Here is a 22,406-nt window from a genome sequence, read left to right as displayed (position 1 = left end):
TTTGCATTAGAAAACGGCACGGAGTGTTCCCGTAACGCCGCCAGCAAAGCCGCGGCATTGGCGCCACGACAATCCACAACTGTTCGGGCCCCGGCGGCACGCGCCATCTCGGCAACCCTTGGGCTTGGAACAAACAACGGTAACCGCGCCAAGGCCGGCCACGCATCGCCGGCCAGCCGCTGCAGATGCTCGAAGCCCTGCCCACTGCTGACCACCAGTGCGTTCAAGTGTTCCGCTTCGACTTTCGCCGGCAACGCCCCTTCGCCGTAATCGGGCAAGTGGCGGCGGTACAATTCCAGATAATCGACACTAGCACCTTGCTCGCGCAAACGCTCTGCCAGCAAGCCACGCCCGCCTTCACCCCGCACGATCAAAACCTTGGGGTCGGGCCGCGCAACAGCCTGGCGCAAGACCAGGTGTTCCAGCAAGGCTTCGCTGTCATCGCCGTTATCGGGATAAAACACCGTGAGGCCGGCATCGACGAGAATCTGTCCGGTGGCCGCCCCCACGCTGAACCATGGTTGGTCGGGAGGCTGGGGCCAGTATTGGCGCAGCAACTCGACGCACAGGCGTGCGGCCGGTTTGCTGACGACGATCACGGCAGAGTATTGGTCCAGCACCTGGAGTATCGCCCGCCCGGCATCGGACAGCGGGACCGGCTCGATATCCAGCAAGGGCAGGCTGCTGCTGTAGATCCCCGCTTCGGCCAGGACAGCCGCCAGCGCCGACGACTCGTCCGCCGGCCGGGTGAGCAACAGCCGCCAACCCGTCACGTGTGGCCGGCCTCGCCATAGACGGCCTTGAGGATGTCGGCGGCGCCCTGGCTCAACAGATCCTCGGCCACCCGCACGCCCAACGCCTCGGCATCGTGGCGCGGCGCCCGGGCGTCGGCGCTGAGCAGCCGGCCACCGTTGGGATCCCCCACCAGGCCACGCAACCAGACCTGTTCGCCTTCCAGCACGGCGTAACAGGCGATCGGCACTTGGCAACCGCCATTGAGGTGTTTGTTAAGGGCGCGCTCGGCGAATACCCGCGTAGCGGTGTCTTCATGGTGCAGCGGCGCCAGCAAGGCATGGATGTCGCTGTCGGCGCTACGGCACTCGATGCCCACCGCCCCTTGTCCACCGGCCGGCAGGCTGTCGTCGACGCTGATGGCCGAGGTGATGCGATCTTCAAAGCCCAGGCGGATCAGGCCGGCGGCGGCGAGGATGATCGCGTCGTACTCACCGGCATCGAGCTTGGCCAGGCGCGTATTGACGTTACCGCGCAGGAAACGGATTTGCAGGTCCGGGCGGCGAGTCAGCAACTGTGCCTGGCGACGCAGGCTGGAAGTACCCACCACGCTCCCGGCAGGCAGTGCGTCAAGACTGGAGAACGTGTTGGAGACGAACGCATCGCGGGGGTCTTCCCGCTCGCAGATGCAAAACAGGCCCAGGCCTTCGGGGAAGTCCATGGGCACGTCTTTCATCGAATGCACGGCGATGTCGGCTTCGTTGTCCAGCAACGCGGTTTCCAGTTCCTTGACGAACAGGCCCTTGCCGCCGATCTTCGACAGCGGCGAATCCAGCAGCTTGTCACCGCGACTGACCATGGGCACCAGGGTCACGATCAGGCCGGGATGGGCCGCTTCCAGGCGGGCTTTGACGTATTCGGCCTGCCAGAGGGCCAAGGCACTTTTACGGGTGGCGATGCGGATCTCGCGAGGGGACATGGATCAATCCGTACTTAAAAGATACGGCAGATAATAACAGCTCAGCCAAAACCGCTTTGATTTGAATCACGACCCTAAGGCCTCCCTGGCCGCCAAATCCTCGAAATGAAACGCATCGAACGCCTTGGACCGCCGCATTAAAGCTGCTGCATCATCTTGCGCACGCCGGCCACGTGTCGCCGGCTGACAATCAGCGCGTCGCCATTGAGGCCCTTGAGGAACAGTTGGAAATGCCCAAGGGGGGTGCGCTGCAAACGCTCGATCCGCTCGCGGGCCACGAGGGCGTTGCGGTGGATGCGTACGAAACGTTCGCCGAACTCGTCTTCGAGGGCCTTGAGAGGCTCATCCAACAACACCTCGCCACTCTCATGGCGCAAGGTCACGTATTTGTGGTCGGCAATGAAATAGACCACCTGGTTCAACGGGATCAGCTCGATGCCTTTGCGGGTGCGCGCACTGATATGGCTGCGCGGGCCGCTGCCGCTTTCGGCGGCCGGACGGGTCAGCGCTGCCAACTGCACGCGGTTGGGCCGCTCGGCCTTGCGCAAGGCTTCGAGCAGCGCCTCGGTCGCCACGGGCTTGACCAGGTAGCCCACGGCGCCGGCCTGCAACACCTCGGGAGGGAAGTCGTCCCGGGTGGTACAGAACACCACGGCGGGCGGCGACTCTCGTTCGCACAGCTTCGCCGCGACCTGTAGACCGTCCAGGCCAGGCATGCGAATGTCGAGCAGCACGATATCCGGCTTGTGGCTGTCAATAAGGGCCAATGCCTCTTCGCCATTGGTGGCGCTCGGCTCCAGGACACTGTAACCCTCGAGCTCGCCAACCATTCGGCTCAGGCGCTCGCGGGCCAGTGGTTCGTCATCAACGATCAGGACATTCATATTGCGCTGGATTCCTGCGTGAGTCTCGCACAAGGATAGCGTAGACAGGGGAAGTGACATCCGTCACGGCGATCCACGCTAAGACTCGTTCGAGGGCCAAAAAGTGCCGCGAGGCGGTTGCCTATCTTTACCAGCGCTTGCCGACCGATGCCCGAGGCCCGTTGTCGCACGGCGTCGCCGTAGGGATTGTTAACTGTCGATCTGACCAATATGAGCCCCCCTTCTTATCTATATCCGCTGCGCCATGGGTGGAAAAAGCAAAAGTCCTACAGTCCACTGTAGACGGTTGCCACGACGATATTGCTCAATCGAAAAATATCGTTGCGGGAAAACCCGGTTGGATCCCAGGCTTGCATCGAAAAAACCTGCCGACCAGTGCCAGCGCCAGTCCCGGCAACCCTGCTATCATCCGCCGCAGCCTTTAACCGCTACTTTCTCCACAGCCGATCACGAGCGAATTCATGAGCACTGACAAGACCAATCAGTCCTGGGGCGGCCGCTTCAGTGAACCCGTCGACGCCTTCGTCGCCCGCTTCACCGCCTCCGTCAACTTTGACCAGCGCCTGTATCGCCACGACATCATGGGCTCGATCGCCCACGCCACCATGCTGGCCAAGGTCGGCGTGCTGACCGATGCCGAGCGCGACAGCATCATCGACGGCCTGAAGACCATCCAGGCTGAAATCGAGGCCGGCCAGTTCGACTGGCGCGTCGACCTCGAAGACGTACACATGAACATCGAAGCGCGCCTGACCGACCGCATCGGCGTGACAGGCAAGAAACTGCACACCGGCCGCAGCCGCAACGACCAGGTCGCCACCGACATCCGCCTGTGGCTGCGCGATGAGATCGACCTGATCCTGGCCGAAATCACTCGCCTGCAAAAAGGCCTGCTGGAGCAAGCCGGGCGCGAAGCCGAGAGCATCATGCCGGGCTTCACGCACCTGCAAACCGCCCAACCTGTAACGTTTGGGCATCACATGCTGGCCTGGTTCGAAATGCTCAGCCGCGACTACGAGCGCCTGGTGGACTGTCGCAAGCGCACCAACCGCATGCCCCTGGGCAGCGCCGCGCTGGCCGGCACCACGTACCCGATCGACCGTGAATACACCGCGCAGTTGCTGGGCTTCGACGCCGTGGGCGGCAACTCGCTGGATAACGTCTCGGACCGCGATTTCGCCATCGAATTCTGCGCCGCCGCAAGCATCGCGATGATGCACCTGTCGCGCTTCTCCGAAGAGCTGGTGCTGTGGACCAGTGCGCAATTCCAGTTCATTGACCTGCCGGACCGCTTCTGCACCGGCAGCTCGATCATGCCGCAAAAGAAAAACCCTGACGTGCCGGAGCTGGTACGGGGCAAGAGCGGCCGGGTGTTCGGCGCATTGATGGGCCTGCTGACCCTGATGAAAGGCCAGCCGCTGGCCTACAACAAGGACAACCAGGAAGACAAGGAACCGCTGTTCGACGCCGCCGATACCTTGCGCGACTCGCTGCGGGCCTTCGCCGACATGATCCCGGCCATCAAGCCCAAGCACGCGGTGATGCGCGAAGCAGCCCTGCGCGGCTTTTCCACCGCCACGGACCTGGCCGATTACCTGGTGCGCCGTGGCCTGCCATTCCGTGACTGCCACGAAATCGTCGGTCACGCCGTGAAGTACGGCGTGGACAGCGGCAAGGACCTGGCGGAAATGAGCCTGGACGAACTGCGCCAGTTCAGCGACCAGATCGAACAGGACGTGTTTGCCGTGCTGACCCTCGAAGGCTCGGTCAACGCCCGTGATCATATCGGCGGTACCGCACCGGCGCAGGTCAAGGCAGCTGTGGTACGTGGCCAGGCGTTACTCGCCAGCCGCTAAAAGCATCGCGAGCAAGCTCGCTCCCACAGTGGATATTCATGTAGAGATTCATTGTGGGAGCGAGCTTGCTCGCGATAACTCACTTCAAAACACCACGAAACTCATTTCTTGGCAGCGATCATCGCCAAAAACGCCGGCATCGCCGCCTCTCTGTCCGCCGCAATCCGCTGCACATTTGGATTCTGCTCCAAGCGCTCCATCAGCGCCTTGGCCGCTGGCATGCCTGCCAGCAAGTCGATATCGAACAGCTTCCTGCCCACCTGCAAGGCCAGGGATAAGCTGTAGAAGAAATACAGATCGGCCAGGCTCATGCGCTCGCCCGCCACATAGGGCGAGAATTTGCCGTGCCTGCCAAGCGAGGCAAACCCCAGCAGCAATTCGGCCTTGGTCTTTTGCTTGATGGCATCGGGCACCGACGTGCCGAAAAATGCCTCGCCATAACAGGCTCGCCCCGGCAGCTCGATGTACAACTCGATTTCCCTGCACAAGGCCAGCACCTGGGCACGCTCGAACGGGTCACCGGGCAGCAGGGCTTTCCCGGGTTGGGTTTGCTCGATGTACTCGAGGATCACGCTGGTCTCGTTGATAAACCCTTGTTCGGTCTTCAACACCGGGACCTTGCCGCGCGGGCTGACGGCGAGCGCTTCGGGGGTCTGGCTAGGGTAAAACGGCACTTCCTCGAAAGGCAGGCCCTTCTCCAGCAGCGCCAGTTTGACCATGTTGTAGTAGTTACTGACAGAAAAACCGTAAAGCTTGAGCATCACAAAGCCTCCAGGCCGTGCGGGGTTGGCAGCCAAGCGTTATAGACCGCCAGGGTATTTCTTGCCAGGCGCATCACGCCGCTGAATGCAGGTAAACTGGCGACCTTTCTCCCAGGAGCCTGCCATGAGCGAGCCAACCGACATCGACAACGACGAAGAAGAATTCGTCGAGAACACGCTGATCCAGGCCATCGAAAACCAGATCGAAAGTGACAATCCGCCTGCGGCCAAGGCCACTTTCAACAAGTTGACCCTGGTCGGTTATGAGCGCGAAGAAATCCTCAACCTGATGGCCCATGTGCTGGCGGTGGAAATCGACGCGATCCTGGAAGAGGACCGCGCCTTCGATACCCAATGGTACGAAGCGGCGCTGCGCGCCCTCCCCGAGTTGCCGCCGGAAAAGAAATAAACCGTGAGGCAAAGTTGCTCCTGTGGCGAGGGAGCTTGCTCCCGCTGGGGCGCGAAGCGGCCCCAATAGCTTGACGACTGCTGCGCAGCCGAGCGGGAGCAAGCTCCCTCGCCACAAAGAATTGCTTTAAACAAAAAAAGCATGACACTGAGACTGGACAGCTCGGCCGAGTGCGCTCACCTTAGTGACGCTGTCGACCAAATTCCTAGAAAGTCTGGAGTCCTTATGTCGCTTACCCCTGAGCTGGTTGCCGAACTGGAAATCCTTGCACTCTTCAACCTGGACAGTTCCCAGGAAGGCCTGAAAATTCATCAGACCGCTGCCCCTAAAGCGATTGCCGCTGCCCAACGCCTGTTCGAAAAAGAACTGATCACCCAGCCCGATGGTGGTTACCTGACAAGCCTGGGCCGAGATGCCGCCCAAAACGTACAAACCGTCCTGACAATACTCAGCGTGCAAGAAGCCGCCTGATCCCCCTGTCGCCCACGGAAATCTCCCTTACGGGATTTCCGCAGGCGCACGGGTGCCCTGCGTAAAAAACCGGCATCCGAATTCTGTTTTCAGCTTAAGAATTCCCAAGATCGGGCGCTAACCTGCCATCACCCCACGTTCGACGCCGCGAGCCGGTTTGAGCTGACATGACCCGCAATCACGAAATACGCCCTGATCTGGACGAGGGAATCGACCGCAAGGTCTTGAACCAGTTGCGCGCACGTTTTCTCAAGCTCAACACCGTGCGGATGGAGCGCGCCCTCGAAGGCCTGTCGCCGCGCCAGCAAGGCGTGCTGACGTTGCTGCCGCTGTTCTTCCACGTCAACCATCCACTGCTGCCCGGCTACGTTTCCGGCAGCACGCCTGCCGGGCTGTCGAACTACGAGCCTGACGCCAATATCCTTGCCGAAGCCCAGCGGCTGACCCGTTCGTTTTCCTACAAGCCCCGGCATGGCAGCAACCCGCCACGACCGATCCTTGGCCTGTTCCTGATGGGCAGCCTCGGTACCCTGGCCCAGGCCGACCAGAGCGACATGGACGTTTGGGTGTGCCACGGGCCAGACCTGAGCGACGATGAACTGGCCGAACTGCGCAAGAAATGCCAGTTGCTGGAGATCTGGGCGGCGACCCAGGGCGCCGAAGCCCACTTTTTCCTGATCGACCCGGCGCGTTTCGTGCGGGGCGAGCGGGACAACCAGCTCAGTTCCGACGATTGCGGCACCACCCAGCATTACCTGCTGCTGGACGAGTTCTACCGCACCGCGATCTGGCTGGCCGGGCGCACGCCGATCTGGTGGCTGGTACCGGTCTATGAAGAAGAGAACTATGAGCAATACACCCATACGCTGATGTCCAAGCGTTTCATTCGCGCCGATGAAACCCTGGACCTGGGACACCTGGCCTACATTCCGCCAGGCGAATTCGTCGGTGCCGGGCTCTGGCAGTTGTTCAAAGGTATCGAGTCGCCCTACAAATCCGTGCTCAAGCTGCTGCTGACCGAGGTCTATGCCAGTGAACACCCGAATGTTCGCTGCCTGAGCCTGCGCTTCAAACAGGCCGTATTTGCCAATCGCCTGGACCTCGAAGAGCTGGATCCGTACATGCTGGTCTATCGCCGCATCGAGGAATACCTCAATGCCCGCGGCGAATCCGAACGCCTGGAGTTGATCCGCCGCGCGCTGTACCTGAAGGTCAATCGCAAGCTCACCGGCCAGATGCGTAGCAACGGCTGGCAACGGGTGCTGCTCGAACGACTGGCTCGGGAATGGGGCTGGGACCAGCGTCAACTGGCGCTGCTGGACGCCCGCAGCCAATGGAAAGTCCGCCAGGTCAGCCACGAGCGACGGGCCCTGGTCAACGAACTCACCCACAGCTACCGCTTCCTGACCCAGTTCGCCCGCACCGAGAAAACCGTCAGCCTGATCAACAAGCGCGATCTCAACGTGCTTGGCCGGCGGCTGTATGCCGCCTTCGAACGCAAGGCCGACAAGGTCGAGTTCATCAACCCCGGCATTGCGCCGGACCTGGCCGAAGACACCCTGACGCTGGTCCAGTCACCCAACAAGAAAGAACCGGGGCAGAACCAGTGGGCGCTGTACAACGGCAGCCTCAACGCCCTGGAGTGGGAGAATTTCGCGCCGATCAAGCGCTGCCGCGAGTTGCTGGAACTGCTGACCTGGTGCCATCGCAACGGCGTGATCGACAGCAGCACGCGCCTGGCGCTGCACCCAGGCGACAGCGACCTGAGCGAGTTCGAACTGTTCAACCTGCTGGGCAGCCTGCAACAGTCCATCGCCCTGCCCTTGACCACCGTGGATGAAGCACAGTTGCTGCGCGCCAGCGTGCCCAGCGAAGTGTTGATCCTGGTGAACGTAGGCGTCGACCCGCTCAAGCACCACCGCGACCTGAATATCCTGATGACCACCGAGCGCACCGACTCCCTGAGCTATGCCGGGGTCCGGGAGAACCTGGTGCTGACCCTCGACCAGGTCACGCTCAACAGCTGGAACGAGGTGCTGGTCAACCGTTTTGACGGCGAACACGCCCTGCTCGACTGCCTGCGCGATTACCTCAACGACCTGCCCGTCACCCAGCACCAGCCACGCTTGCAGGTGCGCTGTTTCTGCCACAACCGCGCCCAATTCATTGCGCGGCGCGTGGAAGAAGTCATCGACACGGCGCAGACCCTGCTGCTGAGCAGGCTCAATCACCGCTACCTGCTTCAGGTCCAGCAGCACTACCACGTGTTGGAGCTGGTGCCCGGCCAGGTCAATCACGTGGCGCTGGGCAGCCTGTCGGCGCTGATGGATTACCTGGGCGAGGAACTGACAACCTACAGCCCCTTGCACCTGGACCCGATGGCCCTGGAGGACCATGACCTGGCGCTGATCCTGCCCATGGGCCAGCCCGAGTGCATCCAGGTGTTCTACCGCGTCGACGAAGACGAGGCCGATCTGTACGTGCTCGACGAGTTCAACGCACTGTGGCAACAACACGTGCCTTATCACGACGAACAAAGCCTGCTGGTGCCGCTACAACGCTTTTTGCAGTCGGTGCTTTATCGTCGCGATGCCCTGCTGCCGCTGGATGCCGCCCAGCCGCTAACCCTGGAAACCCTGTACTACCAGTTATTGCCCTCAGGCAGCGGCAGGGCGCGACGGATCGAAGCGCGGCAAGCCCCGCAGATGCTGGTCAACAAGCCGTTCTATGACGTGCAGGCGATCATCGGCAAAGCGGCGCACGGGCAGGTGCACGTCACCCTGTACTGCGATCAGCAGGAGTTTTCCGAACTGGAACATGGCGACCAACTGTTCCGCGTGGTCGCCAGGGAGATCGTCGAACAGCGCCGCGAAGCCCAGCGCTATCGCTGCTACATCACCGACCTGGACCTCTCGGGCCTGGTGGGCGACGGCGCCTGTTCAAGCAATTTGTACCTGCGCTACAAGGCCGACCTGGAGCGCGCCCTGAACGAGGCACTGAACCAGGTCTGAGACGGGTTCAGAACGCACAGTCGCCGCCATTGACCGGCTGCGACTCGACCTCCAGCAGCGTCAGCTTCAACGTCTTGCCACCCGGGGCCGGCCAGTCGATGTGCTGGCCGACCTTCAGGCCCAGCAACGCACTGCCCACTGGCGCCAGGATCGAGATCCGGCCTTCGTCGGCGTTCGCGTCCTGCGGATAAACCAGCGTGAGGTGATAGTCCTTGCCGCTGCTTTCTTCGCGACAATGCACGCGCGAGTTCATGGTCACGACATCGGCAGGCACTTCTTCGTGGCCCACCACGTTCTCGGCGCGATCCAGTTCGGTTTGCAGCGCAATCACACCCGGCAGCGTTTCATCAAGGCTGTCGATCAGGCGTTCCAGACGCTGTACGTCCAGACGGGTAAGGGTGATGGAAGGTGCGGTCATGATCCTGGCAGACTCCTTTCTTCTGCACAAAAAAAGCAAAACCCCGCCACAAAAAGGCGGGGTTTTCACGGGCCTCGATGGATTGAGGCGTAACCGGACACTATCACAGCTCAATAAATAAACAAGTCAGGCGGGACCTGCCCTATCTATGGACAGTGAACCATGTCCCCGGGCCAAACAAATCCCTGTGGCGAGGGAGCTTGCTCCCGCTGGGTTGCGAAGCGACCCCAAAATCCTGCGACTGCTGCGCAGCCGAGCGGGAGCAAGCTCCCTCGCCACAAAAGCTTCCAAGGCCAATGGTTACCTCAGGGATTGGCGCTTAGCCGCCTCGGAACAGATAACCCGGCGGCGCTCATCGTCGGCCGAGCGCCATTCGCGGATATCTTCCACATGGCGGAAACAGCCGAGACAGACCTTCTCTTCATCCAGCTTGCACACGCTGGTGCAGGGCGACGGAACGGCGGGGCTGACATTGCTGTAGAGCGGCTTGGGTGGCCGCGCCGGGGCTGCCTGGTTCACGCGGTTACAGCCCTTCGAAATCGAGTTCCACGCCCGCCTGCTGCTTGACGATGCGCTCGAGCATCTCGCCCAACTGCTCTTCGCTCTTGTCGCACATCCAGCGCTCGCTTTCTTCGTCGTAGTCGAAGTGAAAGCCCCCGGACACCGCCGCCAGCCACAATTGCCGCAACGGCTCCTGGCGACTGAAAATCAACTGACTGCCGTTTTCGAACTTGACGGTGAGTACACCGGCAGAGACTTCCAGGTCAATGTCCAGGCCACTGTCATCGAACACATCCTCCAGCGTTTGCTGGGTCGCATCGACCAGATCGTGGAAACGGGCTTCAGTCAAACTCATTGCGGCAACCTCGAAAATGTCTGCTCATGCTCAAGCGCCGCAAGATACGGACGCTTCCCGGCGATTGCAAAGGTTATACCCACTGACGACCACCAGCGCCGCCAGACGGGCACCCCGTTGCATAGGCAAGCTGACGGGTGGCCGGTATACTCCGGCGCAATTAAAGCATTTTCAAGGATTTCGCCATGAAGCGCCTGATCTCTTCCCTTGCTGCGCTCGTCGCGGTTGCCTGCCTCGTGACAGCCTGTGGTCAAAAAGGTCCGCTGTACCTGCCTGATGACAGCAAGTCCCCTGAAGAACAGGCCAAGTCGTCCCAGGCCAAATCCCACTCGCACGACACCCACACCACCACTTACTAAGGGAACGCCATGGACGCTTTTAACTACCGTGGCGGGGAGCTGTTCGCGGAAGGGGTTGCCCTGTCCGCGATCGCCGAACGTTTCGGCACGCCGACCTATGTCTATTCCCGCGCTCACATTGAAGCCCAGTACCGGACATTCGCCGATGCCCTCGTGGGCATGCCGCACCTGGTGTGTTTCGCTGTAAAAGCCAACTCCAACCTGGGTGTGCTCAATGTCCTGGCGCGCCTGGGCGCCGGTTTCGACATCGTCTCCGGTGGCGAGCTCGAACGTGTGCTGGCCGCTGGCGGCAGCGCCGACAAGATCGTCTTCTCCGGCGTCGGCAAGACCCGTGAAGACATGCGCCGCGCCCTGGAAGTCGGCGTGCACTGCTTCAACATCGAATCCACCGACGAGCTGGAGCGCCTGCAGGTTGTCGCCGCCGAGCTGGGCGTTCGCGCACCGGTCTCCCTGCGCGTGAACCCGGACGTCGACGCCGGCACCCACCCGTACATTTCCACCGGCCTGAAGGAAAACAAGTTCGGCATCGCCATTGCCGACGCCGAAGACGTGTACGTACGCGCTGCCCAACTGCCAAACCTGGAAGTGCTGGGCGTCGACTGCCACATCGGCTCGCAACTGACCACCCTCGAACCGTTCATCGATGCCCTCGACCGCCTGCTGGCGCTGGTCGACCGCCTCGGCGACTGCGGCATCTACCTGCGCCACATCGACCTCGGTGGCGGTGTCGGCGTGCGCTATCGCGATGAAGAGCCGCCGCTGGTGGCCGACTACATCAAGGCCGTGCGTGAGCGCCTCGACGGGCGTGACCTGGCGCTGATGTTCGAACCGGGCCGCTACATCGTCGCCAACGCCGGCGTGCTGCTGACCCAGGTCGAGTACCTCAAGCACACTGAGCACAAGGATTTCGCCATCGTCGACGCGGCGATGAACGACCTGATCCGCCCGGCGCTGTACCAGGCCTGGATGGACGTCACTGCCGTGCGCCCTCGCGACACTGCGGCCCGCCCCTACGACATCGTCGGGCCGATCTGCGAAACCGGCGACTTCCTGGCCAAGGGTCGGGAGCTGGCGCTGGAAGAAGGCGATCTGCTGGCCGTGCATTCGGCTGGAGCCTACGGGTTTGTCATGAGTTCCAACTACAACACTCGCGGCCGTTGCGCCGAGGTGCTGGTGGACGGTGATCAGGCATTCGAAGTGCGTCGCCGCGAGACGGTAGCCGAGTTGTTTGCCGGCGAAAGCCTGCTGCCGGAGTAAAACCATGCTGCTGCGTTTTACCAAGATGCACGGCCTGGGCAATGACTTCATGGTCCTCGACCTGGTCAGCCAGCACGCGCACATCCTGCCCAAGCACGCCAAGCAATGGGGGGACCGGCACACCGGTATCGGTTTCGACCAGTTGTTGATCGTCGAGGCACCCAATAACCCGGACGTGGATTTCCGTTATCGGATCTTCAACGCCGACGGTTCGGAAGTGGAGCAATGCGGCAATGGCGCGCGCTGCTTCGCCCGCTTCGTGCTGGACAAGCGCCTGACCGCCAAGCGGCAGATCCGCGTCGAGACCAAAAGCGGCATCATCGAACTGGATGTGCGCAGCGACGGCCAGATCGGCGTCAACATGGGCGCTCCGCGCCTGGTACCGGCGGACATTCCATTCCAGGCACCGGCCCAGGCCTTGAGCTATCAGGTGGAAGTCGACGGCACCACGGTGGAGCTGGCAGCGGTTTCCATGGGCAACCCCCATGCCGTGCTGCGAGTGGCCGATATCAACAGTGCTCCGGTGCATGAGCTGGGGCCGAAAATCGAGCATCATCCGCGCTTCCCCGCGCGAGTGAACGTCGGTTTCCTGCAAGTCATCGACCGTCACCGCGCACAATTGCGCGTCTGGGAACGCGGTGCCGGGGAAACCCAGGCCTGCGGTACCGGCGCCTGTGCGGCCGCAGTCGCTGCGATCAGCCAGGGGTGGATGGATTCGCCATTGTTGATCGACCTGCCCGGCGGGCGCCTGTCCATCGAATGGGCAGGCCCTGGCCAACCGGTGATGATGACCGGCCCGGCAGTGCGCGTATACGAAGGACAAGTTCGTCTTTGAGTGAGCCAAACCCATGACCGACCAGCCACAGGTTCCAGCCCCACAGCCCGACGAATCCCCCAGTCTGCCAGAAACCGCGGCCGTAGCGGCTTACCTGGAGGCTAACCCGGACTTCTTCGTCGCGCATGAAGAACTGCTCGCGACGATGCGCATCCCCCACCGACGCGGCGATACCGTGTCGCTGGTGGAGCACCAGATGAAAATCCTGCGCGAGCGCAACATCGAAATGCGCCATCGTCTTTCGCACCTGATGGATGTAGCCCGGGACAACGACCGACTGTTCGACAAGACCCGTCGGCTGATCCTCGCCCTGATGGACGCCAGCACCCTCGAAGACCTGGTCATGAGCGTCGAAGACAGCCTGCGCCAGGATTTCCAGGTGCCCTTTGTCAGCCTGATCCTGTTCGGCGACAACGCTATGCCGGTGGGCCGCTGGGTGACCCATGCCGAAGCGCAGACGGCCATCGGCGGCCTGCTCACGGAAAACAAAAGCGTCAGCGGCAGCCTGCGCGAGCATGAGCTGGACTTCCTGTTCGGCGAAGAACAACGCAAGCAGATCGGCTCCACCGCCGTCGTCGCCATCGCCCATCAGGGCGTGCACGGCGTGCTGGCCATCGCCAGTCGCGATCCGCAGCACTACAAGAGCTCGGTGGGCACGCTGTTTTTGAGCTACATCGCAGAAGTCACCGGCCGGGTGCTGCCGCGGGTCGCCGGTTCGCTGCGCTCGGTACGCTGAGGATGGAACGGCAACTGGACGCCTACTGCGAACACCTGCGCAGTGAGCGCCAAGTGTCGCCTCACACGTTGTCGGCCTATCGCCGCGACCTGGAAAAAGTGCTGGGCTGGTGCCAGAAGCAGAACATCGGCAGCTGGGCGGCCCTGGACATCCAGCGCTTGCGCAGCCTGATCGCCCGCCTGCATCAACAGGGGCAGTCCTCTCGCAGCCTGGCACGCCTGTTGTCAGCGGTACGCGGCCTGTATCACTACCTCAATCGCGAAGGCCTGTGCGATCACGACCCGGCCACCGGGCTGGCACCGCCCAAAGGCGAGCGCCGGCTGCCAAAGACCCTCGACACCGACCGCGCCCTGCAACTGCTCGAAGGCGCCGTCGAGGATGACTTCCTCGCACGGCGCGACCAGGCGATGCTCGAGCTGTTCTATTCTTCCGGCCTGCGACTTTCAGAGCTGACAGGGCTTAACTTGGATCAACTGGACCTGGCCGATGGAATGGTCCAGGTGCTCGGCAAAGGCAGCAAGACCCGCCTGCTGCCCGTCGGCCGCAAGGCCCGTGAAGCCCTGGAGCAATGGCTGCCGCTGCGGGCGCTGTCCAACCCCGCCGACGACGCGGTCTTCGTCAGCCAACAGGGGCGGCGCCTTGGCCCGCGGGCCATTCAATTGCGGGTCAAGGCTGCCGGCGAACGGGAGCTGGGACAGAACCTGCACCCGCACATGCTCCGGCACTCCTTCGCCAGCCATTTGCTGGAGTCCTCCCAGGACCTGCGCGCCGTTCAAGAGCTATTGGGGCACTCGGACATCAAGACCACCCAGATCTACACCCACCTGGATTTCCAGCACCTGGCGACGGTCTATGACAGTGCCCACCCCAGGGCCAAACGCACCAAGGGTGACGAATCATGACTATCGAACTCATCACTTTCGATCTGGACGACACCCTGTGGGACACCGCGCCGGTGATCGCCAGCGCCGAAGCCATACTCCGCCAATGGCTGACCGACAACGCGCCGAATCTGGGCGGCGTGCCGGTGGAGCATCTTTTTTCGATTCGCGAACAAGTGCTGCGCGAGGAGCCTGGGCTGAAGCACCGCATCAGCGCCCTGCGCCGACGGGTGCTGTTTCGCGCCCTGCAGGAAGCCGGCTACGACCAGTGGCAAGCCTCTGAGCTGGCAGACCAGGCCTTCGAGACGTTCTTGCACGCCCGTCATCAGCTGGAGATTTTCCCCGAGGTGCAGCCCACCCTGGAGATCCTGGCCAATCATTTCGCCCTCGGTGTGGTCACCAATGGCAACGCCGATGTGCGCCGCCTGGGGCTGGCGGACTATTTCAAGTTCGCCTTGTGTGCTGAAGACATCGGCATCGCCAAGCCTGACGCCCGACTGTTCCACGAGGCCTTGCTGCGCGGCGGCGCGACGGCGCAGACCGCCGTGCACATTGGCGATCACCCCGGCGATGACATCGCTGGCGCCCAACAGGCCGGCCTGCGTGCGGTGTGGTTCAACCCGACGGGCAAGGCCTGGGAGGCCGACCATGCGCCGGATGCGGAGATTCGTAGCCTGACCGAACTGCCAGGGTTATTGGCAGGGTGGCATCGCCAGCGCTGAACCCTGCCTCACAGCCGCCAAAGCCCTCTGTGGGAGCGAGCTTGCTCGCGATGACGGCGGTACATCCAACATCAATGCCAACAGACCCACCGCTATCGCGAGCAAGCTCGCTCCCACAGGGATTGTGCCTGGCCTGGGAATGGAATCGCGTCCATGAAAAAGCCCGCAGCGACGGCGGGCTTTTTCAGCAAGCAATGAAGCCGATACTCAGATAGGGCGGCTGCCGTACTTGTTGTCAGGCTTCTTGGGCGGATCAGCGACCACGTTGGCCTCCACCTCCTGCACCTTACCGCCCCTGGCCAGGAATTCCTCCATGGCCTTGGCGAGCGCATCACGCTCCTTGTTCTTGGCCTCTACGCTCGGCAACTCGTCGACCGAAACGGCCGCCTTGGCCTTGCCTTTGGCGGTAGGAACCGGAACATCGGCCCCATCGTCGTCGGCAACGTCTTCCGCCGCCGCTTCAAGGCCTTCTTCGGTCTCGTCTTCGTCACCTACTTCGAGGTCGTCGTTTTCCAGATCATCGTCGCTCATGTTCTACCTCATGACTTGCGAAAAGCAGATTAGTTATAGCCCAGCTTCGCCATCTGTTCGAAGGCTGCCAGAAAAAATTCAACATCCGCCGGCAATCAGCGGTTATGCCCCTTCACCGTACAAGGTGGCGAGGACTTTACGAGCACCGCCGTGATCACGGTGCTCGCCCAGATAAACACCTTGCCAGGTACCCAATGCCAGCCGCCCTGCCGTGACCGGCAGGCTGAGTTGACAACCGAGCACACTGGCCTTGAAGTGCGCCGGGAGGTCGTCCAGGCCTTCGTCGTTGTGCTCATAATCGGCGGTTCCTTGTGGGATCAGCCGATTGAAAAATCGTTCGAAGTCTCGACGTACCGCCGGATCGGCGTTCTCGTTGATGGTCAACGAAGCCGAGGTATGCTGCAGCCACAGATGCAACAGACCGACACGACACGCCTGGAGTTCAGGCAGGCCGGCAAGCAACTCGTCCGTCACCAGATGAAAGCCCCGAGGCCTTGCCCGCAGGGTTATCAGCGTCTGTTGCCACATACAGATCTCCGCACGTTCGGCGCGCATTCTAGCGCGCTCTGGGAAAAAACAAAGGGCCTAATATTCTTGCTTCGGTGTAAGCCTTTGGCGGTATAAAAACCCATGTCGCATCCACAACAAAAGGCGTCGGAAAAACCGGGGCGTCCTCTGAGCAATGACAAATTCCAGACAAAAAAATGCCCGGCGAACCGGGCATTTTTTATTGCGTGTGCGTGAGCTTACAGATTGTAGCCACGTTCGTTGTGCTGGGCCAGGTCCAGGCCCACCGCTTCTTCTTCCTCGGTGACACGCAGACCCATGACGGCGTCCAGGACCTTGAGGATGATGAAGGTGACGATCGCGGTGTAGACCACCGTGAAACCCACACCCTTGAATTGAATCCACACTTGCGCACCGATATCGGTCACGGTGCCGAAGCCACCCAGGGCCGGTGCCGCGAACACACCGGTCAGGATCGCGCCGAGGATACCGCCGATGCCATGCACGCCGAAGGCGTCCAGGGAATCGTCGTAGCCGAGTTTACGCTTGAGGGTAGTGGCGCAGAAGAAGCACACCACGCCCGCTGCCAGGCCGATCACCAGGGCGCCCATCGGGCCCACGGTGCCGGCAGCCGGGGTGATGGCAACCAGGCCTGCCACAACGCCCGAGGCGATGCCCAGTGCGCTTGGCTTGCCGTGGGTGATCCACTCGGCAAACATCCAGCCCAGCGCCGCCGCAGCGGTCGCGATCTGGGTCACCAGCATCGCCATGCCGGCGGTGCCGTTGGCGGCGACAGCGGAACCGGCGTTGAAGCCGAACCAGCCGACCCACAGCATGGCCGCGCCCATCAAGGTGTAACCCAAGTTGTGCGGCGCCATTGGCGTGGTCGGGAAGCCTTTGCGCTTGCCCAACACCAGGCACGCCACCAGGCCTGCGATACCGGCGTTGATATGCACTACGGTGCCGCCAGCGAAGTCCAGTACGCCCCAGTCCCACAGCAGGCCGCCGTTACCGGACCAGACCATGTGGGCAATCGGTGCATACACCAGGGTGAACCACACGCCCATGAAGATCAGCATGGCGGAGAACTTCATCCGCTCGGCAAATGCGCCGACGATCAGGGCCGGGGTGATGATGGCGAAGGTCATCTGGAAGGTGATGAACACCGCTTCAGGGAACAGCGCCGCCGGGCCGGTCAGGCTGGCAGGTGTGACGCCCGCCAAGAAGGCTTTGCCGAAACCGCCGATGAAGGAATTGAAGTTGACGACGCCCTGCTCCATGCCGGTGGTGTCGAACGCAATGCTGTAGCCGTAGATGACCCACAGGATGCTGATCAGACCGGTAATGGCAAAACACTGCATCATCACGGAAAGAAGGTTTTTCGACCGAACCATGCCGCCGTAGAACAGCGCCAGGCCGGGAATGGTCATGAACAGTACAAGAATCGTTGCCGTGAGCATCCAGGCGGTGTCGCCGGAGTTCAGGACTGGGGCTGCCGCTTCTTCTGCCATGGCCAGGCCAGGCATTGCGAAGGACAACAGGGCTCCTAGCCCTGCGAATTTACGCAGAGTCATATTGTTTTCTCCTGGGGCGTTGGGTTTGGCGGCTTAGATAGCGTCGGTATCGGTTTCGCCGGTACGGATGCGGATAGCCTGTTCCAGATTGACCACAAAGATCTTCCCGTCACCGATCTTACCGGTGTTGGCGGCCTTGGTGATTGCCTCGATCACCCGGTCCAGATCCTTGTCGTCAATGGCGACATCGATCTTCACCTTGGGCAGGAAATCGACCACGTACTCCGCGCCGCGATACAGCTCGGTGTGACCCTTCTGCCGACCGAAGCCTTTGACCTCAGTAACGGTAATGCCCTGCACGCCGATCTCGGACAACGACTCGCGCACGTCGTCCAACTTGAACGGCTTGATGATGGCAGTGACTAGCTTCATGAAACTTTCTCCCGAATTGGTGGACTTGCCCCAGGAAAACAAACCCGACTCAAGTCTAAGCGCAGTGCCTGGCTTTGTAACGCGTCGTCGGCCCAAGTTGCCCGACAGGTGCCAGTTAACCGATCCTGGCGAAACTCCCCGTTTCGCCTGCTGCACTGCATTCGTCACAGCGACTGCATCAGTGCATGGGTCATCAGCCTCTAAGCAGAAACCTTGCCATCTGCATCAAACCCTCTGATTTCAGTCTCTTGGCCACCTGCTCGACGTGCGTTGCGCCATGAACCGCAGCGATACGCACAACAACAGTGCAGCAATGCCCAGGTCCATGCGCGAAAAGCGTGCATCCCTGGCTTGCGAATTGACTATAGACACTGCGTGATACACTGCCCGCCATTGTTTTCAGGACACCTGCCATGCTTGCGCCCAAAGACCTCCTCGACGCCCTGAGCGGCCACGCCTCCCGCCTCTTGAGTGGTGACACCCCCCTGCCAAAAAGCGAAATCGAAAGCCAGTTCAAGGCCCTGCTGCAAAGCGGCTTCAGCAAACTGGACCTGGTAAGCCGGGAAGAATTCGACAGCCAGATGGTCGTGCTGGCCCGGACCCGAGCGCGGCTGGAAAGCCTGGAGGCCAAGGTCGCTGAGCTGGAAGCGCGACTGGTTCCGGCCCAGGAATAAGCAGCGCGCCTGCGACATACGCCCGGTAGCCCAGGCGTATTCAACCTGAAGGATCAGAGACGGAAACGGCCAACCAGGCTATTGAATGACAGGGCCAGGTTGGACAGCTCCTGGCTCGAAGCATTGGTCTGGTTCGCCCCGGCCGCAGTCTGGGTCGAGAGATCCTGGATATTCACCAGGTTGCGATCGACCTCGCGGGCCACATGGGCCTGCTCCTCGGACGCCGTGGCAATCACCAGGTTACGGTCATTGATCTGCGAAATATTATCGGCGATCTGCTCCAGCGCCTCGCCAGTGGCCCGGGCCAGGTCCTGGGTCTCGGTCACCAACGCCTGGCTCTTGCCCATCGCATCAACCGCACTGTCGGCACGGTCCTGTACCGCGTGGATCATGCTCTCGATTTCACCGGTTGACGCCTGGGTGCGGGCTGCCAGGGCGCGAACCTCATCGGCCACCACAGCAAAACCGCGACCCTGTTCCCCGGCGCGTGCCGCCTCGATGGCCGCGTTGAGCGCCAACAGGTTAGTCTGTTCAGCGATCCCGCGGATCACATCCAGCACCTTGCCAATATCGCGCACCTGCACGGCAAGATCCTTGACCAGCCCAGTGGACGAGGTGATTTCCTGGGTTGCGGTGTTGATCGCCTGCACCGCGCTACGGGCCTGATCACGCCCCTCGCTGGCTTGTGAGCTGGTCGATTGCGAAGCCTGTGAAGTGGAGACCGCGTTGCGGGCCACTTCCTCGACTGCGGAAGTCATCTCGGTCACGGCCGTGGCGGCCTGCTGGATTTCATCATTCTGTCGGATCAAGGCACGACTGCCATCATCGGTGACCGCCGTCAGCTCCTCGGCGGCGGAAGCCAATTGGTCCGAAGCGCTGGCAATCTGCTGGATGGTGGTCTTCAAACTCGTCTGCATGTCGCCCAGGGCCTTGAGCAACTGGCCGGCCTCGTCGCGACTGTTGCTGGTGATGTGCTGAGTGAGGTCGCCCTGGGCGATGCGTTGTGCGCAATCGACCGCCACCGCAATCGGTCGACTGATCAGGCGACTGATAAACATACCCAACAGGAGTGCGGCGATAAACGCCACGACGATGCCGCTGTACAACACGGTCTTGGCCGTCACCTCCTGCTGCGTGGCGGCCTTGGCGTCTTCGCTGATCTGACGGTCATTGGAGTCGATCATGATGGTCAACTGGTCCATCACCTTGCGATACGCCTTCTGCAAATCCCCCAGCAGCAGGGTGCGGCCATTCTCCAGGTCGCCAGCCGCCATCATTGCCAGGTACTGCTGCACCATGGCCTGGTAGACCGGCCAATCGCGGGCCATCTGGTCGCCGGCGATGCGCTCGTCTTCAGCCAGATTGCCCTTGCGGTAATCGGCGAAAGCCTTTTCGCTGGCCAACTGATTGGCTTTCATCGAAGCGAGGAACTCATCCTTCATGCTCTGCGGAGCATTGCCGGCGGTAGCGACATACAACCGATACATGTCACGCGTCTGGCCGACCGCCTTGGTCTTGGTCTGCGACGTATTGGCGACCGAGACCAGGTTGTTGTTGAACACTCCCTGCAAACGTGTCGACAGCGCGGAAACCCCACTGACGCCAAGCAGGCCCACGGCGAGCGTTATCAGGGCGCAGAGGAAAAACGAGGTGATCAATTTGGTCGATAGTTTTGCGTCGTTGAGCCAGTTCATCGGTGGATCCTCATGGGGGTGCTGGTCCAGCAGCCCGGTCATGTGTGCATTTCCCTGCCCCGCGTAACGCCAGGTCAAGGGCCTGTGTCCTGATTCCATCGCTGCTCGGGCTCGTCTGCCGACAGGGCATCGTTGGCGTACCGCTTGATGGTTTTTTCGTTATGACGTCGTACAACATTACAAAAATGTAAACCGCACCTCTCTGTTCACCCTCAATCTGGATGAAGCAATTTCCTTTCTTTCTGGCCTTCTTCGTTGACGATTATTTTGCTAATGATTTTCTGAAATGCGCGTACTAGAGCCATTAAATAAAAACAAACGGATAGTAGCCATTAGCCATAAACGTTGCAAAATGTTACACCATGTGAAATCTTTGTCGCAACGCAAGACATCGTACAACCGTGCAATTTTTACGAACCGAGCCAAAGGCCACGCGTCGAAACCCATGAGGAGTGACACATGTATCCGCAGAGGAGGGACCAGCCATTGCCCGGCGTGGGCAAGGTGAAGTCCATGAGGAATATGCTCGCGGGCGGCCTGGCCCTGATGACGATCAGCCTGGCGACCCACGGCGAGACACTCGACACCAGCGCTTCGCCCGGCAAGCGACTGGCGGTGGCCGCCGATTGCGTGGCCTGCCATAGCACCGTCGGTGGCAAGCCCTTTGCCGGCGGTTACCCACTCAACTCGCCGATGGGCACCATCTACTCAACCAACATCACCCCTTCCAGGAGTGCCGGCATCGGCCAATACACTCAGGCAGACTTCGCCCGCGCCGTGCGCGACGGTGTGACCCCGGACGGCACCCACCTGTACCCGGCAATGCCCTACACCTCCTACGCAAAGATGACCGACAGTGACGTCGCCGCCCTGTACCAGTACTTCATGGATGAAGTCGAGCCGGTGGATACGCCCAGCCCCAAGACCGAGCTCGACTTTCCGTTCAATATCCGCGCCTCGATGCTCGGCTGGAACGCCTTGTTCCATCGCCAGAAACGCTTCGAGGCGGATCCGGGCAAGTCCGCGCAGGTCAATCGCGGCGACTACCTGGTCAACGCACTGGCCCATTGCGACACCTGCCATACCCCACGCAATGTCCTGATGGCGGCGGATAACGCCAAGGCGCTTTCCGGTGGTTCGCTGGGGGCCTGGTACGCCCCGAACATCACCTCGGACAAGACCAGCGGTATCGGCGCCTGGTCGAGCGATGAGCTCGTTGCCTACCTGCGCAGCGGTCATGTGGAGGGCAAGGCGCAGGCTGCCGGGCCCATGGCCGAGGCGGTCGAGCACAGCCTGCAGTACCTCGGCGAGGAGGACCTCAAGGCCATCGCCGCCTACTTGCTGCAGACCCAGCCAATCGCCACCGGCGAACGCCAGGCCCGCCATACCTTCGGCCAGGCCTCGAACGACGAACTCAACCTGCGCGGCGGCAAGCCGCAGGACAATCCGGGCTGGCACATCTTCAGCGGCACCTGTGCCAACTGTCACCAGGCCAACGGCGAGGGCACCCGTGAGTATCCGTCACTGTTCCACAACACCGCGACCAGCCGCCGCGACAACCTGATCGCGACCATCGTCTACGGCGTGCATCGCGAAGTCGACGGCGTGGCAATCGACATGCCGGCCTTCGGTCCCGGCGCGCTGTTCACCGATCGCCTCGACGACCAGCAGATCGCCGACGTCAGCAACTACGTCCTGTCCCGCTACGGCAACGCCGGCTTGAACGTGACTGCCGCCGATGTGGCACAGGTACGCGAAGGTGGACCCAAGGCCCCCATCGCCGTGCTGGCACGCTACAGCGTACCGGCACTGGTTGTGCTCGGCCTGCTGATCATCCTGGGGCTTTACAGACTCAAGGCTCGTCGCCGGCTGCAGGAGGCCTGAGCA

The 22,406-nt window shown here is 61.6% G+C and carries 23 protein-coding genes and 3 pseudogenes; 12 read left to right on the top strand and 14 right to left on the bottom strand.

What is annotated here, in order from left to right; all coding sequences use genetic code 11:
• Window positions 1-26: 26 nt before the first annotated feature.
• The 4 genes and pseudogenes from TK06_RS33100 to TK06_RS33095 form a co-directional block, all read right to left on the bottom strand.
• Window positions 27-773 (bottom strand): annotated as a pseudogene (locus TK06_RS33100) (uroporphyrinogen-III synthase); the annotation flags it as partial.
• Window positions 770-1,711 (bottom strand): hydroxymethylbilane synthase, encoded by a 942-nt coding sequence (gene hemC / locus TK06_RS22210; protein WP_063323841.1) that lies wholly within the window; start codon window positions 1,709-1,711, stop codon window positions 770-772. The gene hemC and the pseudogene TK06_RS33100, both read right to left, overlap by 4 nt.
• A 137-nt stretch (window positions 1,712-1,848) precedes the next feature.
• Window positions 1,849-2,595: a LytR/AlgR family response regulator transcription factor gene (locus tag TK06_RS22205; RefSeq protein ID WP_063323840.1), complete on the bottom strand. Its 747-nt coding sequence runs from the start codon at window positions 2,593-2,595 to the stop codon at window positions 1,849-1,851.
• Window positions 2,592-2,741: pseudogene (locus TK06_RS33095) on the bottom strand (sensor histidine kinase); the annotation flags it as partial. The gene TK06_RS22205 and the pseudogene TK06_RS33095, both read right to left, overlap by 4 nt.
• A gap of 315 nt (window positions 2,742-3,056) precedes the next feature.
• Between TK06_RS33095 and argH the strand changes: the two are divergent.
• Window positions 3,057-4,451: an argininosuccinate lyase gene (gene argH / locus TK06_RS22200; RefSeq protein ID WP_063323839.1), complete on the top strand. Its 1,395-nt coding sequence runs from the start codon at window positions 3,057-3,059 to the stop codon at window positions 4,449-4,451.
• A gap of 101 nt (window positions 4,452-4,552) precedes the next feature.
• On the opposite strand, the gene TK06_RS22195 is transcribed toward argH, so the two are convergent.
• Window positions 4,553-5,212 carry a glutathione S-transferase family protein gene (locus TK06_RS22195; protein ID WP_063323838.1) on the bottom strand — a complete coding sequence of 220 codons (660 nt, stop codon included), beginning with the start codon at window positions 5,210-5,212 and terminating at the stop codon, window positions 4,553-4,555.
• A gap of 124 nt (window positions 5,213-5,336) precedes the next feature.
• Between TK06_RS22195 and TK06_RS22190 the strand changes: the two genes are divergently transcribed.
• The 3 genes from TK06_RS22190 to TK06_RS22180 all read left to right on the top strand — a co-directional run bounded on the left by TK06_RS22190 (window position 5,337) and on the right by TK06_RS22180 (window position 9,103).
• Window positions 5,337-5,621 carry a hypothetical protein gene (locus tag TK06_RS22190; RefSeq protein WP_063323837.1) on the top strand — a complete coding sequence of 95 codons (285 nt, stop codon included), beginning with the start codon at window positions 5,337-5,339 and terminating at the stop codon, window positions 5,619-5,621.
• Window positions 5,622-5,846: 225 nt separating this feature from the next.
• Window positions 5,847-6,092 (top strand): TIGR02647 family protein, encoded by a 246-nt coding sequence (locus TK06_RS22185; RefSeq protein WP_003206789.1) that lies wholly within the window; start codon window positions 5,847-5,849, stop codon window positions 6,090-6,092.
• Between the two features lie 167 nt (window positions 6,093-6,259).
• Window positions 6,260-9,103 carry a class I adenylate cyclase gene (locus tag TK06_RS22180; protein WP_063323836.1) on the top strand — a complete coding sequence of 948 codons (2,844 nt, stop codon included), beginning with the start codon at window positions 6,260-6,262 and terminating at the stop codon, window positions 9,101-9,103.
• 7 nt (window positions 9,104-9,110) lie between these two features.
• Here the strand turns inward: TK06_RS22180 and rnk are convergent, their stop codons facing one another.
• The 3 genes from rnk to cyaY form a co-directional block, all read right to left on the bottom strand.
• Complete coding sequence (rnk, locus tag TK06_RS22175) at window positions 9,111-9,521, bottom strand: nucleoside diphosphate kinase regulator (RefSeq protein WP_014340819.1); 411 nt, start codon at window positions 9,519-9,521, stop codon at window positions 9,111-9,113.
• A gap of 300 nt (window positions 9,522-9,821) precedes the next feature.
• On the bottom strand, window positions 9,822-10,040 hold the full coding sequence (locus TK06_RS31125) for a DUF1289 domain-containing protein (protein ID WP_086936694.1): 219 nt from the start codon (window positions 10,038-10,040) through the stop codon (window positions 9,822-9,824).
• 4 nt (window positions 10,041-10,044) lie between these two features.
• Window positions 10,045-10,377: an iron donor protein CyaY gene (gene cyaY, locus TK06_RS22170; RefSeq protein WP_003206795.1), complete on the bottom strand. Its 333-nt coding sequence runs from the start codon at window positions 10,375-10,377 to the stop codon at window positions 10,045-10,047.
• A gap of 185 nt (window positions 10,378-10,562) precedes the next feature.
• On the opposite strand from cyaY, the gene lptM reads away from it, so the two are divergent.
• From lptM to TK06_RS22145, 6 genes are read left to right on the top strand one after another with little or no spacing between them, the layout of a single operon-like run.
• Window positions 10,563-10,736, top strand: coding sequence for an LPS translocon maturation chaperone LptM (gene lptM / locus TK06_RS31115; protein WP_013694543.1), 174 nt, complete (start codon window positions 10,563-10,565; stop codon window positions 10,734-10,736).
• Window positions 10,737-10,745: 9 nt separating this feature from the next.
• Window positions 10,746-11,993, top strand: a complete 1,248-nt coding sequence (lysA, locus tag TK06_RS22165; protein WP_063323835.1) for a diaminopimelate decarboxylase — start codon at window positions 10,746-10,748, stop codon at window positions 11,991-11,993.
• 4 nt (window positions 11,994-11,997) lie between these two features.
• The gene (gene dapF / locus TK06_RS22160) at window positions 11,998-12,828 is read left to right on the top strand and encodes a diaminopimelate epimerase (RefSeq protein ID WP_063323834.1); all 831 of its coding nucleotides are present in this window, start codon (window positions 11,998-12,000) and stop codon (window positions 12,826-12,828) included.
• Window positions 12,829-12,841: 13 nt separating this feature from the next.
• Entirely contained in the window at window positions 12,842-13,564 is a 723-nt protein-coding gene (locus TK06_RS22155) for a DUF484 family protein (RefSeq protein ID WP_063323833.1), read from the top strand.
• A gap of 2 nt (window positions 13,565-13,566) precedes the next feature.
• A complete protein-coding gene (gene xerC / locus TK06_RS22150) occupies window positions 13,567-14,466 on the top strand; it encodes a tyrosine recombinase XerC (protein WP_063323832.1) in 900 nt (299 codons plus the stop codon).
• Window positions 14,463-15,167: an HAD family hydrolase gene (locus TK06_RS22145; RefSeq protein WP_063323831.1), complete on the top strand. Its 705-nt coding sequence runs from the start codon at window positions 14,463-14,465 to the stop codon at window positions 15,165-15,167. The genes xerC and TK06_RS22145 overlap by 4 nt, the downstream gene beginning before the upstream one ends.
• Window positions 15,168-15,374: 207 nt before the next feature.
• Here TK06_RS22145 and sutA read toward each other — a convergent pair whose 3' ends face one another.
• From sutA to glnK, 4 genes are all read right to left on the bottom strand, one after another.
• Window positions 15,375-15,698, bottom strand: coding sequence for a transcriptional regulator SutA (gene sutA, locus TK06_RS22140; RefSeq protein ID WP_003206813.1), 324 nt, complete (start codon window positions 15,696-15,698; stop codon window positions 15,375-15,377).
• A 102-nt stretch (window positions 15,699-15,800) separates the two neighbouring features.
• Entirely contained in the window at window positions 15,801-16,226 is a 426-nt protein-coding gene (locus tag TK06_RS22135) for a secondary thiamine-phosphate synthase enzyme YjbQ (protein ID WP_014340828.1), read from the bottom strand.
• Between the two features lie 218 nt (window positions 16,227-16,444).
• Window positions 16,445-17,779, bottom strand: coding sequence for an ammonium transporter (locus TK06_RS22130; protein WP_063323830.1), 1,335 nt, complete (start codon window positions 17,777-17,779; stop codon window positions 16,445-16,447).
• Between the two features lie 33 nt (window positions 17,780-17,812).
• A complete protein-coding gene (gene glnK / locus TK06_RS22125; RefSeq protein WP_002555808.1) occupies window positions 17,813-18,151 on the bottom strand; it encodes a P-II family nitrogen regulator in 339 nt (112 codons plus the stop codon).
• A gap of 413 nt (window positions 18,152-18,564) precedes the next feature.
• On the opposite strand from glnK, the gene TK06_RS22120 reads away from it, so the two are divergent.
• Window positions 18,565-18,825, top strand: a complete 261-nt coding sequence (locus TK06_RS22120; protein WP_063323829.1) for an accessory factor UbiK family protein — start codon at window positions 18,565-18,567, stop codon at window positions 18,823-18,825.
• Between the two features lie 53 nt (window positions 18,826-18,878).
• Here the strand turns inward: TK06_RS22120 and TK06_RS33600 are convergent, their stop codons facing one another.
• Together TK06_RS33600 and TK06_RS33595 are read right to left on the bottom strand one after the other, a co-directional pair.
• A complete protein-coding gene (locus TK06_RS33600) occupies window positions 18,879-19,742 on the bottom strand; it encodes a methyl-accepting chemotaxis protein (RefSeq protein WP_409077389.1) in 864 nt (287 codons plus the stop codon).
• Window positions 19,737-20,519 (bottom strand): annotated as a pseudogene (locus TK06_RS33595) (MCP four helix bundle domain-containing protein); the annotation flags it as partial. The gene TK06_RS33600 and the pseudogene TK06_RS33595, both read right to left, overlap by 6 nt.
• Before the next feature lie 513 nt (window positions 20,520-21,032).
• Here TK06_RS33595 and TK06_RS22110 point away from each other — a divergent pair.
• Window positions 21,033-22,403 (top strand): cytochrome c, encoded by a 1,371-nt coding sequence (locus TK06_RS22110; RefSeq protein WP_063325199.1) that lies wholly within the window; start codon window positions 21,033-21,035, stop codon window positions 22,401-22,403.
• Window positions 22,404-22,406 lie beyond the last annotated feature (3 nt).

Origin of the sequence: Pseudomonas fluorescens, from assembly GCF_001623525.1 — a bacterium.
GTDB lineage: Bacteria > Pseudomonadota > Gammaproteobacteria > Pseudomonadales > Pseudomonadaceae > Aquipseudomonas > Aquipseudomonas fluorescens_Q.
Note: the sequence above shows the minus strand (reverse complement) of the source record. Positions and strands in the feature narration are given on the sequence as shown.

Bases quoted from the DNA above. Each gene is read 5' to 3' on its own strand.
- hemC (WP_063323841.1), bottom strand. From the start codon at position 1,711: ATGTCCCCTCGCGAGATCCGCATCGCCACCCGTAAAAGTGCCTTGGCC.
- TK06_RS22205 (WP_063323840.1), bottom strand. From the start codon at position 2,595: ATGAATGTCCTGATCGTTGATGACGAACCACTGGCCCGCGAGCGCCTG.
- argH (WP_063323839.1), top strand. From the start codon at position 3,057: ATGAGCACTGACAAGACCAATCAGTCCTGGGGCGGCCGCTTCAGTGAA.
- TK06_RS22195 (WP_063323838.1), bottom strand. From the start codon at position 5,212: ATGCTCAAGCTTTACGGTTTTTCTGTCAGTAACTACTACAACATGGTC.
- TK06_RS22190 (WP_063323837.1), top strand. From the start codon at position 5,337: ATGAGCGAGCCAACCGACATCGACAACGACGAAGAAGAATTCGTCGAG.
- TK06_RS22185 (WP_003206789.1), top strand. From the start codon at position 5,847: ATGTCGCTTACCCCTGAGCTGGTTGCCGAACTGGAAATCCTTGCACTC.
- TK06_RS22180 (WP_063323836.1), top strand. From the start codon at position 6,260: ATGACCCGCAATCACGAAATACGCCCTGATCTGGACGAGGGAATCGAC.
- rnk (WP_014340819.1), bottom strand. From the start codon at position 9,521: ATGACCGCACCTTCCATCACCCTTACCCGTCTGGACGTACAGCGTCTG.
- cyaY (WP_003206795.1), bottom strand. From the start codon at position 10,377: ATGAGTTTGACTGAAGCCCGTTTCCACGATCTGGTCGATGCGACCCAG.
- lptM (WP_013694543.1), top strand. From the start codon at position 10,563: ATGAAGCGCCTGATCTCTTCCCTTGCTGCGCTCGTCGCGGTTGCCTGC.
- lysA (WP_063323835.1), top strand. From the start codon at position 10,746: ATGGACGCTTTTAACTACCGTGGCGGGGAGCTGTTCGCGGAAGGGGTT.
- dapF (WP_063323834.1), top strand. From the start codon at position 11,998: ATGCTGCTGCGTTTTACCAAGATGCACGGCCTGGGCAATGACTTCATG.
- TK06_RS22155 (WP_063323833.1), top strand. From the start codon at position 12,842: ATGACCGACCAGCCACAGGTTCCAGCCCCACAGCCCGACGAATCCCCC.
- xerC (WP_063323832.1), top strand. From the start codon at position 13,567: ATGGAACGGCAACTGGACGCCTACTGCGAACACCTGCGCAGTGAGCGC.
- TK06_RS22145 (WP_063323831.1), top strand. From the start codon at position 14,463: ATGACTATCGAACTCATCACTTTCGATCTGGACGACACCCTGTGGGAC.
- sutA (WP_003206813.1), bottom strand. From the start codon at position 15,698: ATGAGCGACGATGATCTGGAAAACGACGACCTCGAAGTAGGTGACGAA.
- TK06_RS22135 (WP_014340828.1), bottom strand. From the start codon at position 16,226: ATGTGGCAACAGACGCTGATAACCCTGCGGGCAAGGCCTCGGGGCTTT.
- TK06_RS22130 (WP_063323830.1), bottom strand. From the start codon at position 17,779: ATGACTCTGCGTAAATTCGCAGGGCTAGGAGCCCTGTTGTCCTTCGCA.
- glnK (WP_002555808.1), bottom strand. From the start codon at position 18,151: ATGAAGCTAGTCACTGCCATCATCAAGCCGTTCAAGTTGGACGACGTG.
- TK06_RS22120 (WP_063323829.1), top strand. From the start codon at position 18,565: ATGCTTGCGCCCAAAGACCTCCTCGACGCCCTGAGCGGCCACGCCTCC.
- TK06_RS33600 (WP_409077389.1), bottom strand. From the start codon at position 19,742: ATGCAGACGAGTTTGAAGACCACCATCCAGCAGATTGCCAGCGCTTCG.
- TK06_RS22110 (WP_063325199.1), top strand. From the start codon at position 21,033: ATGAGGAATATGCTCGCGGGCGGCCTGGCCCTGATGACGATCAGCCTG.